This is a genomic window from Dactylosporangium sp. CS-033363, assembly GCF_050942475.1.
Lineage (GTDB): Bacteria > Actinomycetota > Actinomycetes > Mycobacteriales > Micromonosporaceae > Dactylosporangium.
The window spans coordinates 9659909-9676952 of the sequence record NZ_CP192032.1; the positions used below are offsets into that span (position 1 = coordinate 9659909).

The following is a 17044-nucleotide window of genomic DNA, read 5'->3' on the forward strand; positions in this document are numbered from 1 at the left end:
ATTATCAGGCACGCTCGAAGGGTGGTTCTCCAGGTCGAACGGGCGGTCGTCGCCTACGGTGGGCGGCCCGTGCTCGACGGGGTCTCGCTCGACGTGCGCGCGGGCGAGGTCGTGGCCATCCTCGGCGCCAACGGGTCCGGCAAGTCCACCCTGGTGAAGGCCGCGATGGGCCTCGCCCCGCTGGCCGCCGGCGAGGTGCGGCTGTTCGGCACCCCACTGCGCAAGTTCCGCGGCTGGCACCGCATCGGCTACGTCCCGCAGCGCGTCGGGGCCGGCGCCGGCGTGCCCGCCACGGTCGGCGAGGTCGTGGCCGAGGGCCGGCTGGCCCGCCGCGGCTTCCTGCGCCCCGCCTCCGCCGCCGATCGCCAGGCGGTCACCGACGCCCTGACCGCCGTCGGGCTGGCCGACCGCGTCCGCGAGCCGGTCTCGGTGCTCTCGGGCGGCCAGCAGCAGCGGGTGCTCATCGCCCGCGCCCTGGCCGGCGCCCCCGAGCTGCTGGTCCTCGACGAGCCCACGGCCGGCGTCGACGCGGTCAGCCAGGAGCTGTTCGCCGGCTGCCTGCGCAGGTTCGTCGGGCAGGGCGGCACGGTCGTGTTCGTCGCCCACGAGCTCGGCCCGCTGCGCCCGCTGATCACCCGGGCCGTCGTGGTGAACCGCGGCGAGATCGTGCACGACGGCGCCCCGCCCGCGCACGACAACGACCACGTGCACCCGCACGCCGACCACGCGACCGACCACGTCGCCGGGCCCGAGCGCGCGGCCGCATGAGCATCTTCGCGTACGACTTCATGATCCGCGCTCTCCTCGGAGCGCTCATCACGGGTGCGTCCGCACCCGCGATCGGCACCTATCTCGTCCAGCGCCGGCTCTCCCTGATCGGCGACGGCCTCGGCCACGTGGCGCTCACCGGCGTCGGGCTCGGCCTGCTGCTGCACCAGTCCCCCGTGATCATGGCGGTGCTCGCCGCCGCGGCCGGGGCGGTCGTCATCGAGCTGGTCCGCGAGCGCGGCCGCACCTCCGGCGACATCGCGCTGTCGATGCTGTTCTACGGCGGCATCTCCGGCGGCGTGGTCCTGGTCAACCTCTCGGACGAGCAGAGCAGCCGGAGCCTGGTGACGTACCTGTTCGGCTCGCCGCTGACCACGAACCGCCAGGACCTGACGGTCATGCTGATCCTGGGCGTGGCCGTGCTGGCGGTCGCGATCCTGCTGCGGCCCTGGCTCTTCGCGGTGTGCCACGACGAGGAGTACGCGCGCGTCTCCGGCCTGCCGGTGCGCACCCTGAACCTGGTCCTGGCCGTCACCACCGCGGTCACCGTCACCGTGGCCATGCGGGCCGTCGGGCTGCTGCTGGTCAGCGCGCTCATGGTGGTGCCCGTCGCGACCGCGCAGCAGATCACCCGCGGCTTCCGGGCCACCATGCTCGCCGCCATCGGGCTCGGCCTGCTCGTCTCCGGCGCGGGCGTGTGGCTGTCCACCGCGATCGACACGGGCCCCGGCGCGACCGTCGTCCTGCTCGCGATCGCCGGATTCTTCTTCGTGACCGTGGGCGTTTCGACGGTACGGGCGGCAAGACGCTCACGGCACCGCACGCCCGACCCCGCGCCGAAGGTCGAAGCCGGTGTCACCTGAGCCCCAGGACGGCTACGAGGCGGCGGGCGAGCTGCTCAAGGCCCTGTCGGCGCCGCTGCGCATCCGGATCGTGACGGAGCTCGCCACCGGGCCGCAGTGCGTGCACGAGCTGGTGGAGACGCTGGGGGTACCGCAGCCGCTGGTCTCCCAGCACCTGCGCGTCCTGCGCGGCGCCGGCGTCGTGCGCGGTTCCCGGCGCGGCCGCGAGATCGCCTACGCTCTGATTGATGAACACATCGCGCACATCGTCGCGGACGCCGTCAGCCATGCGCGCGAGGGCTGACCGCCTGGCCGCAGTGGCGCTGGCCGCGGTGCTGGCGCTGACGGGCTGTACCAGCGGCGGCAAGGAAACCTCCCCGGAGCAGACCCCGACCCCGGCCGGCCCGGTGGCGACCGACCCGGCCTCGGTGTTCCGGGCCGCGGTCGCGAAGACGAACCAGGTCCCGCTGTCGTTCACGATCGACTCCGACCTCGGCACGATCGGCACCATGACCGGCGACGGCGCCTCCGACCCCAGGCAGAAGGCGACCGCGTACAAGGCGCAGCTGCTGACCGCCGACCGGAAGATCGACATCGCCGCCGTCCTGGTCACCCCCGACCTGTACCTCCAGGTCACCGGCCTGACCACGGACCGCTGGGCGCACCTGATCACCACCAAGGTCAAGTCGCTGGCCAAGCTCGGCCTCGACCCCACCGGCAGCCCGACCGGCCTCGGCTCCCTCGCCGACGAGATCGTCACCGTCCAGCAGACCGCCCCCGGCTCCTTCAGCGGCACCCTGGACAAGTCGAAGAGCCCGCTGCTGGCGAGCGCGAGCCCGACCGACGCCCTGAAGGCCGTCCCGTTCGAGGCCACGGTGAACTCGGACGGGTACATCACGCAGCTCGTGACCCACACCCCGGCCGTGGGCTCCGCGCCCGCCTCGACCAGCACCGTCAAGTTCGCCAACTTCGCCAGCAAGACCATCAAGGTCGAGCGCCCCGACTCCTCGACGGTCGAACAGGCCCCCGACGCGTTCTATTCAGCACTGCAGTAACCGCCCGGATACGCGACGCTGGGAGCCATGAAGCTCTATGCCGACCGTGCCCCCGTCGCCATCCGGCAGCTGCTGACCGACGTGCTCGTGGTCGTGTGGGTGTACGCCTGGGTCAGACTCGGGATGGCACTGTTCGACCTGATCCAGAAGCTGGCCGCCCCCGGCCGCAAACTGGAGGACGCCGGCAACGGCCTGGCCTCCAACCTCAACGGCGCCGGCGACCGCATCAACAAGGTCCCCGGCGTGGGCGACAACATCGCGGCCCCCTTCCGCGACGCCGCCAACGCCGCGGGCTCCCTGGCCAACGCGGGCCGCGAACAGCAGGAGATCGTCAACGACCTGGCCTGGATCCTCTCGCTCGTCATCGTGATCCTGCCGGTCCTGCTGGTCGTCGCCGTCTGGCTGCCGCTGCGCATCCGCTGGTCCCGCCGCGCGGGTTCGGCAGCCCGCCTGCGCGGCGTCACTGCCGGCCGCGACCTGCTGGCCCTGCGCGCCCTGGCCACCCAGCCGCTGAAGCGCCTCCTCAAGGTCGACCCGGAGGTGGCCGCCCTGTGGCGCCGCGGCGATCCCGAAACGGTCGAGGCCCTGGCCCGCCTGGAACTGCGCTCCCTCGGCCTGCGCTGAGCATGCGAACGGGCCCCGGGCAGGTCAGCCCCGGGGCCCGCCAGCACAACATCAGAACCGGCGGCGTACGTCCTCAGCCGTGGATGGCCCAGGCTCCCAGGTCGCCGTCGAGGGGCCGTCGGCCGGGGCCGGCACGACGCCCTCCTCCAGGGACAGGTAGCGGCCGGCCAGCACGCGCTTGGCGGCGGCCATCTCCACCGAGTCGGCGTTGGTCCACAGGTCGTGGAACAGCGCCTCCGCGCGCAGCGTGGCCTGGCGGCAGAACAGGTCCGCCAGCTCCACGCCCTCCGGCCGCGCCGCGAGTTCCGTCCGCGCCTTCACGCAGGCCGCCGACATCGCGAACAGCTCCGCGCCGATGTCGACCACGCGGCCCAGGAAGCCCTGCTTCTGCTCCAGCTTCCCCTGCCAGCGCGCCATGGCGTAGAACGTCTCGCGAGCCAGGCGGCGCGACGCCCGCTCCACGTAGCGCAGGTGTACCGCCAGCGGGCCGAAGTCGCCGAAGCCGCTCGGGAGCTGGCCCTTCCCGGCGACCAGGGTCGGCAGCCACTTGGCGTAGAAGCCGCCGGCCTTCCCGGCCGCCTTCGCCTTGCGGCCCAGGCCGGCCTCGGGGTCGATGATGTCGCCGGCGACCGAGAGGTGGGCGTCGACGGCCTCGCGGGCGATGGCCAGGTGCATGATCTCCGTGGAGCCCTCGAAGATGCGGTTGATCCGCAGGTCGCGCAGGATCTGCTCGACCGGGATGGCCCGCTCGCCGCGGGCGGCCAGGGACTCCGCCGTCTCGTAGCCGCGGCCGCCGCGGATCTGGACGAGTTCGTCCGCGACCTTCCAGGCCAGTTCCGAGGCGTACAGCTTGACCAGGGCCGCCTCGATGCGGATGTCGTTGCGGTTGTCGTCGGCCAGGCGGCAGGAGACCTCGAGCATGGCCTCCATGCCGTACGTGGAGCCGGCGATGAAGGCGATCTTCTTGGCCACCGCCTCGTACTTGCCGATCGGGCGGCCCATCTGGACCCGCTCGGCGGCCCACTCGCGGGCCACGCCCAGGCACCACTTGCCGGCGCCCACGCACATCGCGGGCAGGGACAGGCGGCCGGTGTTCAGGGTGCTCAGGGCGATGCGCAGGCCCTGGCCCTCGCCGCCGATCACGTTCTCCTTCGGGATCCGCACGTTGTGGAAGCGGGTGACGCTGTTCTCCAGGCCGCGCAGGCCCATGAAGGCGTTGCGCTTCTCGATCGTCACGCCCTCGGCGTCGCCCTCCACCACGAAGGCGGTGATGCCGCCCTTGTGGCCCTCGCTCTTCGGGACCAGGGCCATGACCACGAGCAGGGTGGCCAGGGTGCCGTTGGTGGCCCACAGCTTCACGCCGTTGAGCAGGTAGTCGCCGTCCTCGGTGGGCACGGCGGAGGTGCGCAGGTTCGCCGGGAACGAGCCGACCTCCGGCTCGGTGAGCAGGAACGCCGACACCTCCCCGGCGGCCAGGCGGGGCAGGAACCGCTGCTTCTGCTCGTCGTTGCCGACCAGCTTGAGCGGCTGCGGCACGCCGATCGACTGGTGCGCCGAGAGCAGCGCGCCGATCGAGGGGTTGACCGAGCCGACGAGCATGAGGGCGCGGCAGTAGTCGAGGTTGGTGAGACCGAGCCCGCCGTACTTCTGGTCGATCTTCATCCCGAAGGCGCCGAGCTCGCCGAGCGAGCGCAGGACGTCGTCGGGGATGCGTGCCTCGCGCTCGATCTGCTGCCCGTCGACCTCGGCGGACATGTACGCGGCGAGCTTCTCGCGGAACTCGGAGCCGCGCGCCTCGGCGGCGGGGTCGAGCTCCGGCAGTGGGTCGATGAGATCGAGGCGGAACCGGCCCAGGAAGAGCTCCTTGCCGAAGCTGGGCTTGCGCCACTCGGTCTCGCGGTTCTCCTCGATGACCTTGCGCGCCTCCCGTTCCGCGCGCGCCGACGTCGCAACCATGGACACCCCCAGGTAGACGCTCCTGAAGCCAGGTTATTACCCGCGAGTAGCCATGGCTATGCCTGAACGCCGGTCCGGGCCAGGATGGCGTTCGCCACTTCGGATGGCGCCTCATCGGGAATCCAGTGGCTGATCCCCGCAAGCGGGACGAACCGGTAGTCCGCCGCGACGAAGTCCGCGCAGGCCCGGGCGGCCGTCGGGCCGATCGCCACGTCGCCGTCGCTCCACAGGTAGGTCGTCGGGACCGTCGCCGCCCCGAGCCCGACCAGGTCGAGCGAGCTCATGGCGCGATACCAGTTCAACGCGGCCGTCAGCGCGCCCGGAGCAAGAAGTGGATCAATATACTGCTCGACCGGGGCGAGCGGGGCGAAAAGCCCACGCAGCCGCCGGGCATCGTCGTCCAGCAGCACCGACTCGGCCTTCCCGGGCTGTCGGAAGAGTTTGATGTACGCCGACCGCTCCTTCTGATCCGGATCGTTGGCATAGGCGTAGGCCGAGGCGTGCGGATGCGGCACCGAAACCGCCGTGAGCGTCCGCACCCGGTCGGCGTGGCGCAACGCCACGTGCCAGGCGCAGATGGCGCCCCAGTCGTGCCCCACCAGGTGTACCGACGAAATCTGGAGCGCATCGAGCACGGCCACGACGTCCAGCGCGCACTCGGTGATCCGGTAGTCCTCGACCGAAGGCGGCCGGGCGCCCGGCGAGGTCCCCCGCTGGTCGAGGGCGTAGGTCCGCAGCCCGGCCGCGTGCAGCAGCGGCGTCACGGCCGCCCATTCGCCGCTGTGCTGCGGGAAGCCGTGCAGCAGCAGGACCGGCTCGCCGTCCTCGGGCCCGCCGGCGACGACGTCGAACGTGAGCGAGCGCGCCGTGATTTTCATGACCCGAGACTACGAGCAAGCGACGTTCACTGTTACCTTCAGAAAACAACTGCACATCCGACAGGGGAGCGCACAGCGCTGAGAGTGCGGCCGCCGTGGACCACGGCGCCGCAGACCCTCGAACCTGATCTGGGTAATGCCAGCGCAGGGAGCTCGGTCACCTCATGCCAGCACCGCCATGCCGTCACCGGCCTGGCGGTCGCGTCTCCTTCTGGTTCGCCTGAACTGGGAGGTATCGAGATCATGGAAGCCCAAGCCGCAGAGACACGGTGGCGGACCGTCGACATCGTCGTCGCGTCCATCATCGCCGTCGCGTTCGCCGGGGTGTTCTACGCCTGGAACAACCTGTGGAACGCCCTGGAGAGCTTCGCGCTGCCGTGGCGCGCGGTCATCTACGGCATCTGGCTCATCCCGGCCGTCCTCGGCCCGCTCGTCATCCGCAAGCCCGGCGCCGGCCTCTACACCGAGCTCGTCGCGGCGATCGTCTCCGCGCTGTTCGGCTCGGCCTGGGGGCTCACCGTCGTCGTGTCCGGCCTGGTGCAGGGCATCGGCGGCGAGTTCGGGTTCGCGGCGACCGGCTACAAGAAGTACAAACTGGTCAATGCCCTGGTCGCGGGCGGGCTGTCCGGCCTCGGCGCGGCGCTGTTCGACCTGAGCGTCTACTACGGCGACACGTTCAGCGCCGGGCAGAAGTGGACGTACGCGGCCCTGGTCGTGGCGAGCGGCGCGGTCGTGGCCGGCGCCGGCAGCTGGGCCCTGCAGCGGGCGCTGTCGCGCACGGGCGTCCTGGACCGCTTCCCCAGCGGCCGGGAACGGGTCGCGGTCTGAACCGGCACCATTGAGTACGGTCGAATTCCGCGGATTCGGGTGGCGGCACGCCGGGCGCAAGGCCTGGGCGGTCCGCCACCTCGACCTGCGCATCGAGCACGGCGAGCGGGTCCTGCTGCTCGGCGCCTCCGGGGCCGGCAAGTCCACCCTGCTCGCCGCGCTCGCCGGCCTGCTCGCCGAGGACTCCGGCGAGCAGGAGGGCCAGGTCCTGATCGACGGCGTCCCGGCCCGGCAGGCCCGCGGGGAGACCGGGATCGTCTTCCAGGACCCGCAGACCCAGCTGGTGATGAGCCGGGCCGGCGACGACGTGGCGTTCGGGCTGGAGAACCGGGGCGTGCCGCGGGCCGGGATCTGGCCGCGGGTCGACGCCGCGCTGAGCGCCGTCGGCTTCCCGTACGACCGGGACCGCAGCACCGCCGCGCTCTCCGGCGGCGAGCAGCAGCGCCTGGCCATCGCCGGCGTCATCGCGCTGCGGCCCGGGCTGCTGCTGCTCGACGAGCCCACCGCGAACCTCGACCCGGAGGGCGCCCAGCTGGTCCGGACCGCGATCGCCAAGGTCATCCAGGACCTGGACGCCACCCTCATCCTGGTCGAGCACCGCGTCGACGAGGCCCTGCCCCTGGTGGACCGGACCATCGTCATCGGCGACGATCCCGACGCGGTGTGGTCGCCGGGCGCCCCGCTGCCGTCCCGCCTGGCCAAGGCGGCCCCGGGCCAGGCCCTGCTGACCGCGGAGGGGCTGGCCCTGCCGCACACGAACAACACGATCGACGAAGGTGTACTGGAAGGTCAGGCGCTCGCCGTCGAGGGCCCGAACGGCGCGGGGAAGACCACCCTCGCCCTGCTGCTCGGCGGCCTGACGAGACCGGCCCGGGGCCGCGTGGTCGCCGCGGCCGCGCTCGCCGGACGGGACGCGGGCCGCCCGCCGCACCGCTGGCGCGCGAAGGCCCTGGCCGCGCGGATCGGCTCGGTGTTCCAGAACCCGGAGCACCAGTTCGTCACCGACACGGTCCGGGCCGAGCTCGCCCTCGGCGGCGCGTCCGACAGCACGGTCGACGAGCTCCTGCAGCGGTTGTACCTCGACCGCCTCGCCCTGGCCAACCCGTTCACGCTGTCCGGGGGCGAGCAGCGAAGGCTCAGCGTCGCCACCGCCCTCGCGGCCGCGCCCCGGGTGCTGGTGCTGGACGAGCCGACGTTCGGCCAGGACCTGCGCACGTGGCGGGAGCTGGTGACCCTGCTGGCCGACCTGCGCGACGAGGGCCGCGCCCTGGTGCTGGTCACCCACGACCCGCAGCTGGTCACGGCGATCGGCGACCGCCGCCTGGAGCTGACCCGATGACCTGGCTCGGGCGCCGCGACGCCGTGGCGAAACTCCTCGCGGCGCTCCTGGTCACCGCGGCCGTGGTCACCACCCTCGAGCCGGTCGCGTCGCTGACCGTCATCGGCGCGCTGCTGATCCTGCTGCCGTTCACCGGGGTCGGCCTGGGCACCCTGTGGCGGCGGGGCTGGCCGATCCTGCTCTCCGCCACCGGCATCTTCCTGTTCACCGTGCTGCTCGGGGCCAAGGACTCGCCGGTCGTGGCCCACGTCGCCGGGCTGGACGTGCGGGAGAACGCCATCGGGTACGCCCTGCGCCTCCTCGCCGTCGGCCTGCCCGGCTTCGTGGTCTTCGCCACCATCGACCCGACCGACCTCGCCGACTCCCTCGTCACGCACCTGCGGGTGCCGCCCCGGTTCGCGATCGGCGCGCTGGCCGCGTTGCGCCTGGCCCCGCTGCTCGCCGGGGAGTACCGGCTGATCCGGCTGGCCCGGCGCGCCCGCGGTACCAAGGCGGGCCCTTTCTCGACGCTCTTCGGGCTCCTCGTGGCGGCCATCCGGCGCGGGATCCGGCTCGCCACGGCCATGGAGGCGCGCGGGTTCGACCGCGGCAACCCCCGCACGATCGCCCGCGAGACCCGCTTCGGCTGGATGGACCTGCTGGTGGTGGCCCTAGGCCTTACCCTCGCGGCCACGGTGATCTTGCTGAAGTTCGCGTGCACATAGGCATATCGCTACCTGTTGTTCGCTCGCGCCATCGAGGGTCGGCGGTTAGGACCACCTAACAGCTGAGGAGTGCCTTCCATGGGCCACGGCCACGGCCACCACCATCACCACGCGGACATGCCGGCGACCACCGGCGACGTCCCCGCGGTGCTCGACGCGTCGATCCCGGACAGCGAGCTCTCCCCCGGCGACGTCTCCCGCCGCGGTTTCCTGCGCCGCGCCGGCCTGCTCGGCGCCGCTGCCGCCGCGGGCGGCGCGCTGGCGAACGCCGGTGTCGCGCACGCGCACGGCGATGACGACCACCACGACTTCGACGGCTGGGACCGCCACGGTCACGGCCGTCCGTCGAACAACAACCTCAAGTGGCTGGCGGGCGACCACCACATCCACACCCAGTTCTCCAGCGACGCGATGTACCGGGTCGACGACCACGTGAAGCACGCGTCGGCGTTCGGCCTGGACTGGATGGTCATCACCGACCACGGCAGCGTCAACCACGCCAAGATCGGTGTCGACAAGGTCAACCCGGGCATCCGCGCGGCCCGCGAAGACTACAAGGACATGCTGGTCTTCCAGGGCCTGGAGTGGAACATCCCGGCCGCCGAGCACGGCACCGTCTTCGTGCACCCCGGTGCCAACGAGGTCGCCGTCCTCAAGGAGTTCGAGAACACCTTCGACGGCTCGGTCCAGGGCGCGGTGAACCCGGCCAACGTGACCGAGGCCCTCGCCATCGCCGGCATCAAGTTCCTCGGCGACCAGGTCACCAAGCGGCGGGTCCAGGACGCCCTGTTCCTGGCCAACCACCCGGCCCGCAACGGCATCGACTCGCCGCACGAGATCCGCGGCTGGCGCGACGCCAACCCGCGCATCGCGATCGGCTTCGAGGGCGCCCCCGGCCACCAGGCCGCCGGCATCGCCAAGCCGCTCGGCGGCGGCGCGGGCCGCGGCTTCTACGAGAACGCCCCCAACGCGAACTCGTACCAGGGCTACCCGCTGGAGAGCTACCGCACCTGGGGCGGCTTCGACTGGATGACCGCCACCGTCGGCGGCCTCTGGGACAGCCTCCTGGCCGAGGGCAAGGCGTGGTGGATCACCGCGAACTCGGACTCGCACGTCGTGTACGAGGAGACGGCGAAGCGCCCCGACAACACGGACTTCAACACCAACGGCTACCACTTCGACCCGGTCTACGGCCAGCCGACCAGCCTCACCCCGGGTGACTTCTGGCCCGGCTACTACAGCCGCACCCACGTCGGCTCGAGCAACTTCAGCTACGCGGCGGTCATGGACGGCATGCGCAACGGCCGCGTGTGGGTCGACCACGGCGGCCTGATCGACGGTCTCGACGTGCAGGTGCGCGTCAAGGGCTCGCCGGTCGGCACCACCCTGGGCGGCTCGCTGCAGCTGCGCCGCGGCCAGCGCGCCGAGCTGGTCATCAAGATCGACCTGGCCGCCAAGGCGAACTGGGCGAACTTCGTGCCGAAGCTGGCCCGCGTCGACGTCATCCGTGGCGCCGTCAAGGGCGCCGTGTCCGACAAGGACACGTTCAAGGCCCCCGACACCAAGGTCGTGCAGTCGTTCGAGGTCACCAAGACCTCGGGCTCGGTGTCGTTCACCTACGACCTGGGCGTGGCGGACCAGCCGTTCTACGTCCGCGTCCGCGGCACCGACGGCAACCGCACCGCCCCCGGCTACCTGGGTGCGGCCATCGACCCGGTCGGCCCCGCGATCGACGTCCTCGGCGACGCCGACCCGTGGAAGGACCTCTGGTTCTACGCGAACCCGATCTGGGTTCTCCCCCGGTAATGCCGTTCCCCGACGTCCAGGCGGCCGACCATCACATCCTGACGGAAGGCCGCCCCGCGTTCACGTACTTCTCCGGCGGGCAGGTCGCCGTCGGCACCGAGGCGGAGCAACCCCCGGAGGGCGCCCGCCAGGTGGTGTTCGAGGGTCACGCGGCCCTCAAGGGCACCATCGCGGTGTCGGCGATCCTGGCCGGCTCGGCGATCGAGAAGGTCGTGATCCTGGGCGGCATGACGGCCGTACCGGAGATGCTGGTCGACACGCGCGACTTCGTGCGGCCGATCTGGCGCGACGGGGCGCTCACGCTGGTCACCCAGTTCGGCCGGGGCGGCGTGCTGGTGCCCTTCGAGCCGCCGAACAACCGGCCCTGCTGCGCGGACCACTGAACGCGGATCACTGAACCTGTTGCGGCGTGCCCCCGGGCTAGTCTCGGGGGCATGCTGCAGCGGTACGACGAGCGCAACGCCGACGTGAAGTACTGGGTCAACGGCACGCTCCGGCATCGGGACGAGCCGGGCCTGTCCCCGTTCGACTCCGTGGTGCAGGGCGGCGACGCGGTGTGGGAGGGGCTGCGGCTTTACGACGGCGGCGTCTACGGCCTGCACGAGCACCTCGCCCGGCTGCGGCGCTCGGCCGTCGCCCTGGGCTTCGAGGGCATCCCGGCCGACGCCGACGTGATCGCGGCCCTGCGCGCGACGCTCGCCGCCAACGACATGCGCGACGGCGTGCACGTGCGGCTGACCCTGACCCGCGGCGTGAAGGTCACCAGCGGCATGGACCCGCGGCTCAACCGCTCCGGCTGCACGCTGATCGTGCTCGCCGAGTTCAAGGCGCCGGTGTACGACACGAGCGGCCTGACCCTCGTCACGAGCAGCGTCCGCCGGCCCGGCCCGGACGTGCTCGACCCGCGCATCCACCACAACAACCTGCTCAACTCGATCCTCGCCAAGCTCGAGGCGAACGTGGCCGGGGCCGACGACGCGATGATGCTCGACGCGCGCGGCTTCGTGGCCGAGACCAACGCCACCCACCTGTTCGCGGTGGCCGGCGGCGAGCTGCTGACCCCGCGCGCGGTCGCCTGCCCGGAGGGCATCACCCGCGACACCGTGCTGCGCATCGCGCCGGTGCCGGTGCACGTGCGGGATCTGGCGCAGGTGGAGCTGTACACCGCGGACGAGGTCTTCTGCACCGGGACCATGGGCGAGATCGCGGGCGTCGTCGCCATCGACGGCCGCCCGATCGGGGACGGGAAGGTCGGCCCGGTGACGAGCCGGATCGCGGAGCTGTACCGCGAGCACGCCCGTACGAATGCCGTCCCCGTCTGAGTTCGAGGCGCTCACCGGCCCGCTGCGGCCGCAGCTGCGCGCGCACTGCTACCGGATGCTCGGCTCGCTCGACGACGCCGAGGACGCCGTGCAGGAGACGCTGCTGCGGGCCTGGAAGAGCGCCGGGCGCTTCGACGCCGCCACGGTGCGGCCGTGGCTGTTCACCATCGCCACCAACCGCTGCCTGACCATGCTCAAGGGCCGCCGGCGGGCGCCCGAGTGGCCCGAGCCCTACCCGGTCCCGGCGGCCGAGGCGGCGGTCGTCGCGCAGGAGGGCATGGAGCTGGCGTTCGTGGCCGCGCTGCTGCGCCTGACCGCCCGCCAGCGCGCCGTGCTGCTGCTGCGCAACCTGCTCGGATTCTCCGCCGCCGAGACGGCGCAGATGCTGGGCACCTCCGTCGCGGCGGTGAACAGCGCCCTGCAGCGGGCCAGGCACGTGGCTCCGGCCGGCGTCGCCCCCGACGACAAGGTCCGGGAGCAGGCCGCCCGGTACGCGCGGGCCTGGGAGTCGGGCGACGTCGACGCGATCGTGGCGATGCTGACGCAGGACGCGCGGTACTCGATGCCGCCCCTGGAGGAGCGCTATGCCGGCCGCGACGCCGTCCGCGCGCTGGTGGCCGACCTGGCGGGGTTCGAGTGGCGGTTCCTGCCCGCCACGGCGAACGGACAGCTCGCGTTCGGCACCTACCGGAGGGTGGACGGCGGGTTCGTGCCGTCCGGCCTGGACGTGCTGCGGTTCGAGGGGCCGCTCGTGGCCGAGGTGGTGTCGTTCCTGGAGGCCGACTTCAGCCGGTTCGGCCTGCCCGCAGCGCCGCCGTAGCGAGCTCGTCGTACAGCGGCCGGGCCCGGTCCACCAGGCCCCGGAGGTGCTCGGGGACGTCGGCGGGCCTCGGGTCCCAGGGCGAGAAGCCGGTGGAGCGCTCGACCGCGGCGTACCAGTGCGGCGCCCAGACCCCGTCGGTGTCCCGCCGCCCGGCCGGCCAGCTCAGCATGGCCGGGTCCCAGTCCAGGCCGAGCGCGGCGCACAGGGCGGACAGCGTGCCCGCCGGGTCGCGCAGCACGTCCGCGGCGTCGACGACCGGGCCGCCGTGGGAGCGGAAGATCTCGACCTGCTGGGGGTACCCGAGATCCTCCAGCGTCGGCTCGCCGCGCACCTTGGCGTAGGAGGCGACCACGTACGCCGGGTCGCGGATCAGGAACGCGTTGCTGACCTGCCCGAGCCAGTCCCGCCCGATCTCCGTTAACAGGTGGTGGGTCATGTGCTTCTGGTAGAACACCGCGGCGTCGACGGGCGCGAGCAGCCCGGCCACGGCGTCCTGCCACCGCCGCGGCTGGGAGCCGAGGATCTCGTCCCGCCCCGGGTGCTCGAGGCCGGTCTCGGCCAGGTAGTGCGCGTAGAGGGGCTCGTCGACGACGACCGTGTCGGGCCGCGCGCCGAAGCTGCGCATCATCGCGGTGGAGATGTTTCTGGGCCCGGACCACATCGCCACTCGCGTTGTCATGGTCCACGAGGGTAACCCATACGGCTTTCGGCCCGTTTTATGAGGGAATAGCAGGAAATCCTGGCGCGCGTCGATGCGATCCACTCGGCGTCGCGGCGCTTACTGTCGAGGGCGGAGCCTCGCAGTGCGTCCGCCCCGCCACCAGGCTTTCTCGGGACCGACGACGGATTTCGCTGCGCGGGAAGAAAGGGGCCGGTCCATGGACCTGCTGATCGACGTGCGAGTGGCCAGGCGCGACTCGGCCGCGACCCTGGATCGCACCGTCCGGTTGCGGGCCGACCCGGGCGGGGCCGTGGCCGACCTCGTCGCCGCCCTGCTGGGGCTGCTCGACCCGGCCGACCGGCCGCAACAGACCACCTGGGCCTGGCTGGCCCGCACCGGCCGCCGCCTCGACCCCAACCGCCCGCTGGGCGACCAGGGGATCCGCTGCGGCGACGCGATCCTGCTGGCCCCGCCCGAGCAGCGCCCCGAGCGGCCGCAGCGGGCCGAGGGGCACCGCTTCGAGCTGCTGGTGCTGGCCGGGCCGGACGCCGGGGTCTGGCTGCCGCTGAGCCCGGGCGAGTTCGTGATCGGCACCGATCCGGCGAGCGACCTGGTGCTCACCGACCCGACGGCCGGCCGGCGCCACCTGCACCTGGGCATCGGCAGCCACGAGGTGGCCGCCACCGACCTGCGCTCCCCGGGCGGCACCCGGCTCGACGGGGAGCCGCTGGCCGGGACGGCCACGCTGGCCGGCGGGCAGCTGCTGCGGCTCGGGGCCACGCTGGTCACGGTCGAGGAGGTGCCCGCGGACGATCCGCTGCCGAAGGGTCCTCCGCCGGCGGTCTGGCTTCCCGTGGTACCGCAACCGCTCAAACGCCGCCGCCTGGCCCTGCGCCGCAAGTCCGCCGACCCCGCCGCCGAGTTCGACGCGGCCATGGAGCGGGCCGAGGCCGACGCGGCCATCAAGCACCGCGCCGTCGTGCAGGCCCGCCGCACCGAGGTGCCCAGCGTGGCCCACCTGGCCCGGGCGGCCGACCGGCAGGAGAAGCCGGCCCGCCGCCCCGACGACCGGGACTTCCTCACGCTGCGCATCGCCACCGCCGACCAGCCGAGCCGGCTGCGCTTCGAGCAGGCGGCGACCACCGGCGACTTCGATCCCGCGCACACCGAGCGGATCGGGGCGCTGCGGCAGCGGTACGCGACCGACCCCGACGTCCCGGTCGAGGCCGACCTGCGCACGCTCGGGGCGCTCGGCGCGCACGGCGACGAGGAGACCCGCCGGGCGCTGCTGCGCTCCTGGGTCGTCCAGCTGGCCACCCTGGCCGGCCCGAACGACCTGGCCCTGGTCGTGCTGGCCACGCCGGAGGAGGCCGAGCACTGGCGGTGGACCGGCTGGCTGCCGCACACCCGCACCCTGACCGCGGCCTTCGCGCCGGGCGCCCGCACGGTGGCCGCCCAGGAGGAGGACCGCCGCCGGGTCCTGGCCCTGGTGGAGGCCCTGCTGCGGCAGCGCCGGCTGGGCCGGCACGCGATCGCCGAGCAGTTCGTCCCCCATGTCGTCGTTCTACTGCCAGACCCGGATTCGGTACCGCCCGAGTCGCTCGCCCGTCTCGTCGAGGACGGCCCGCGCGGGGGGATCAGCCTGCTCACGGCGGCCGCGACGGCCCAGGAGCTGCCGGCCGGGGTCGTCGCGCTCACCGGCGACGGGATCGGCGCCGAGGTCGCCGACCGGGTCGCGCACGCCCTGGCCGCCAACCGCGACGCGGCCGGCGGCGCGGCGCCCCGGATCGCCCCGCTCGGCGAGGTCCTGGGCCTCGGCGGGGAGCCGGCCCCGAGCGCGATCGTGAAGCGCTGGGTGCCCGCCACCCGCGACCGCGGCCTGGCCGCCCCGATCGGCTTCGGCGGCACCGGCCCGCTCGTGGTCGACCTGCGCCGCGACGGGCCCAACGGCATCATCGCGGGCGCGCCCGGCTCCGGGCGGGCCTGGCTGCTGCGCTCCTACCTGGCCGCGCTGGCCGCGACGTACCCGGCGAACCGGCTCACCTTCGTGCTCGTCGACCACGCCGGCACCACGTTCGCCGAGTGCACCGAGCTGCCGCACACGGTCGGGCTGTTCACCGGCGACGACGCGTACATGGCCCGGCGCATCCTGGTCTCGCTCGGCGCCGAGGTGCGCCGGCGCGAGGCGGTGCTGCGCCGGCACGCGGTCAAGGACATCGTGGAGATGGAGCGGCGGCACCCGGCGGCCGCGCCCGCCAACCTGCTCATCGTGGTGGCCGAGTTCACCGCGGCGCCGCCGGAGTTCGTCACCGGCCTGCGCGAGCTGGCGAGACGGGGGCGGGCGGCGGGAGTACACCTGCTGCTGTCGACGGCGTGCCCGGCGGGCGAGATCGACGACGACATGCGCGCGGAGGCCCCGCTGCGCATCGCGCTGCGGGTCGAGGACGAGCAGGACAGCCTGGAGGTCCTGGAGCGCCCGGACGCCGCCCACCTGTCCCCGCTGCTGCCCGGCCGCGCGTTCGTGCGGACGGTGACCTCGGACCCCGACGCCGTGCAGATCGCCTACGGCGGGGCGCGCTCCCCGTCCGACCGCTCGCACGGCCCGACCCTGGTCAGCGAGTGGCGCTTCGAGTCGGGCCTGCACACGCCGGTTCCGGTTTTCGACCATGACGAGCCCGATGATCCTGAGCCGCCCGTCGTGGAGGACGGCGAGGTCACCGACCTGCAGCGGCTCGTGGTGGCCATCTCGGCCGCCCACCGGGAGGCGCGGGTGCCCGACCAGCCGAAGGCCTGGCACGCGCCGCTGGACGCGAGCTACGAGCTGGACGCGCTGCCGGAGCTGCCCGAGTCGAGCCGGGAGGCGTTCGCCGCCCCGATCGGCATGGTCGACCTGCCCAACTCCCAGGCCGTGCAGGTCTGGCCGCTGGACCTCGACGAGCTCGGCCACCTGCTGGTCTTCGGGCCCACGGGCGCCGGCAAGTCGACCCTGCTGGACACGGTGGCCGTCGCGTTCGCCAAGCGCTACGACGGTGGGGCACTCCGGGTGTACCGCGTTTCCTTCGACAGTCCGGCGGACGCCGCGAAGCTTCTGGGCACGATCGGCAAGCTCGTCACGGAGCGTGCGGCCCTCGCGGAACACGACGGCGCGCGCGTGCTCGTCCTCGTCGACGGCTACGACGCGCTGCTCAACGACGAGCTGACCGCGATCGCGACCGGCGGCAAGGCGGTCGGGGTGCACCTCGTCCTCGCCACCGAGCAGCGCAGCGCCATCCCGACGTCACTCTCCCGGCTGATGCCGGGCCGGATCGTGCTGCGCGCGGCGGGCCGCGGTGTGGTCGAGAGCACGGTGGAACTGCAGGTCGCCACGGCTTCTGCACACGTGCCCACAACTCCTGCACAGCGCCCGCGCCAGTTGCAGCTGGAGGTTTGAGTACGCTG

Annotated in this window: 16 protein-coding genes and 1 riboswitch; of the genes, 13 read left to right on the forward strand and 3 right to left on the reverse strand. The window is 73.0% G+C overall.

The genetic code is table 11. From position 1 onward, the window contains the following. Positions 1-21: 21 nt before the first annotated feature. From ACQPZ4_RS44545 to ACQPZ4_RS44565, 5 genes are read left to right on the forward strand one after another with little or no spacing between them, the layout of a single operon-like run. Positions 22-768 carry a metal ABC transporter ATP-binding protein gene (locus ACQPZ4_RS44545; RefSeq protein WP_433050645.1) on the forward strand — a complete coding sequence of 249 codons (747 nt, stop codon included), beginning with the start codon at positions 22-24 and terminating at the stop codon, positions 766-768. After that, positions 765-1631, forward strand: a complete 867-nt coding sequence (locus ACQPZ4_RS44550) for a metal ABC transporter permease (protein WP_433050648.1) — start codon at positions 765-767, stop codon at positions 1629-1631. Before ACQPZ4_RS44545 ends, ACQPZ4_RS44550 begins: the two co-directional genes overlap by 4 nt. After that, complete coding sequence (locus ACQPZ4_RS44555; RefSeq protein WP_433050651.1) at positions 1621-1914, forward strand: ArsR/SmtB family transcription factor; 294 nt, start codon at positions 1621-1623, stop codon at positions 1912-1914. The genes ACQPZ4_RS44550 and ACQPZ4_RS44555 overlap by 11 nt, the downstream gene beginning before the upstream one ends. After that, a complete protein-coding gene (locus ACQPZ4_RS44560; protein WP_433050654.1) occupies positions 1898-2665 on the forward strand; it encodes a hypothetical protein in 768 nt (255 codons plus the stop codon). The genes ACQPZ4_RS44555 and ACQPZ4_RS44560 overlap by 17 nt, the downstream gene beginning before the upstream one ends. A 27-nt stretch (positions 2666-2692) precedes the next feature. Continuing rightward, positions 2693-3289 (forward strand): hypothetical protein, encoded by a 597-nt coding sequence (locus ACQPZ4_RS44565; protein ID WP_433050657.1) that lies wholly within the window; start codon positions 2693-2695, stop codon positions 3287-3289. A gap of 51 nt (positions 3290-3340) precedes the next feature. Here the strand turns inward: ACQPZ4_RS44565 and ACQPZ4_RS44570 are convergent, their stop codons facing one another. Both ACQPZ4_RS44570 and ACQPZ4_RS44575 read right to left on the reverse strand, forming a co-directional pair. Beyond that, complete coding sequence (locus tag ACQPZ4_RS44570) at positions 3341-5245, reverse strand: acyl-CoA dehydrogenase family protein (RefSeq protein WP_433050660.1); 1905 nt, start codon at positions 5243-5245, stop codon at positions 3341-3343. A 56-nt stretch (positions 5246-5301) separates the two neighbouring features. Then, positions 5302-6123 carry an alpha/beta fold hydrolase gene (locus tag ACQPZ4_RS44575; RefSeq protein ID WP_433050662.1) on the reverse strand — a complete coding sequence of 274 codons (822 nt, stop codon included), beginning with the start codon at positions 6121-6123 and terminating at the stop codon, positions 5302-5304. Between the two features lie 52 nt (positions 6124-6175). Continuing rightward, positions 6176-6292: riboswitch (TPP riboswitch) on the forward strand. A 74-nt stretch (positions 6293-6366) separates the two neighbouring features. Here ACQPZ4_RS44575 and ACQPZ4_RS44580 point away from each other — a divergent pair. The 7 genes from ACQPZ4_RS44580 to ACQPZ4_RS44610 all read left to right on the forward strand — a co-directional run bounded on the left by ACQPZ4_RS44580 (position 6367) and on the right by ACQPZ4_RS44610 (position 12942). Further along, a complete protein-coding gene (locus ACQPZ4_RS44580; protein ID WP_433050665.1) occupies positions 6367-6951 on the forward strand; it encodes an ECF transporter S component in 585 nt (194 codons plus the stop codon). Positions 6952-6961: 10 nt separating this feature from the next. Continuing rightward, on the forward strand, positions 6962-8290 hold the full coding sequence (locus tag ACQPZ4_RS44585) for an ABC transporter ATP-binding protein (RefSeq protein ID WP_433050668.1): 1329 nt from the start codon (positions 6962-6964) through the stop codon (positions 8288-8290). Further along, the gene (locus tag ACQPZ4_RS44590; protein WP_433050671.1) at positions 8287-8994 is read left to right on the forward strand and encodes an energy-coupling factor transporter transmembrane component T family protein; all 708 of its coding nucleotides are present in this window, start codon (positions 8287-8289) and stop codon (positions 8992-8994) included. Before ACQPZ4_RS44585 ends, ACQPZ4_RS44590 begins: the two co-directional genes overlap by 4 nt. Before the next feature lie 78 nt (positions 8995-9072). Continuing rightward, a complete protein-coding gene (locus ACQPZ4_RS44595) occupies positions 9073-10800 on the forward strand; it encodes a PHP domain-containing protein (protein ID WP_433050674.1) in 1728 nt (575 codons plus the stop codon). Next, positions 10800-11183: a hypothetical protein gene (locus ACQPZ4_RS44600; RefSeq protein ID WP_433050677.1), complete on the forward strand. Its 384-nt coding sequence runs from the start codon at positions 10800-10802 to the stop codon at positions 11181-11183. The genes ACQPZ4_RS44595 and ACQPZ4_RS44600 overlap by 1 nt, the downstream gene beginning before the upstream one ends. 51 nt (positions 11184-11234) lie before the next feature. Continuing rightward, positions 11235-12122, forward strand: coding sequence for an aminotransferase class IV (locus tag ACQPZ4_RS44605; protein ID WP_433050680.1), 888 nt, complete (start codon positions 11235-11237; stop codon positions 12120-12122). Further along, on the forward strand, positions 12106-12942 hold the full coding sequence (locus ACQPZ4_RS44610) for a sigma-70 family RNA polymerase sigma factor (RefSeq protein WP_433050683.1): 837 nt from the start codon (positions 12106-12108) through the stop codon (positions 12940-12942). The genes ACQPZ4_RS44605 and ACQPZ4_RS44610 overlap by 17 nt, the downstream gene beginning before the upstream one ends. Here the strand turns inward: ACQPZ4_RS44610 and ACQPZ4_RS44615 are convergent. Further along, on the reverse strand, positions 12908-13624 hold the full coding sequence (locus ACQPZ4_RS44615) for an HAD family hydrolase (protein ID WP_433050686.1): 717 nt from the start codon (positions 13622-13624) through the stop codon (positions 12908-12910). The genes ACQPZ4_RS44610 and ACQPZ4_RS44615 overlap by 35 nt on opposite strands. A gap of 199 nt (positions 13625-13823) precedes the next feature. Here ACQPZ4_RS44615 and ACQPZ4_RS44620 point away from each other — a divergent pair, with 199 nt between their 5' ends. After that, on the forward strand, positions 13824-17036 hold the full coding sequence (locus ACQPZ4_RS44620; protein ID WP_433050689.1) for an FtsK/SpoIIIE domain-containing protein: 3213 nt from the start codon (positions 13824-13826) through the stop codon (positions 17034-17036). The last annotated feature ends 8 nt before the right edge of the window (positions 17037-17044 follow it).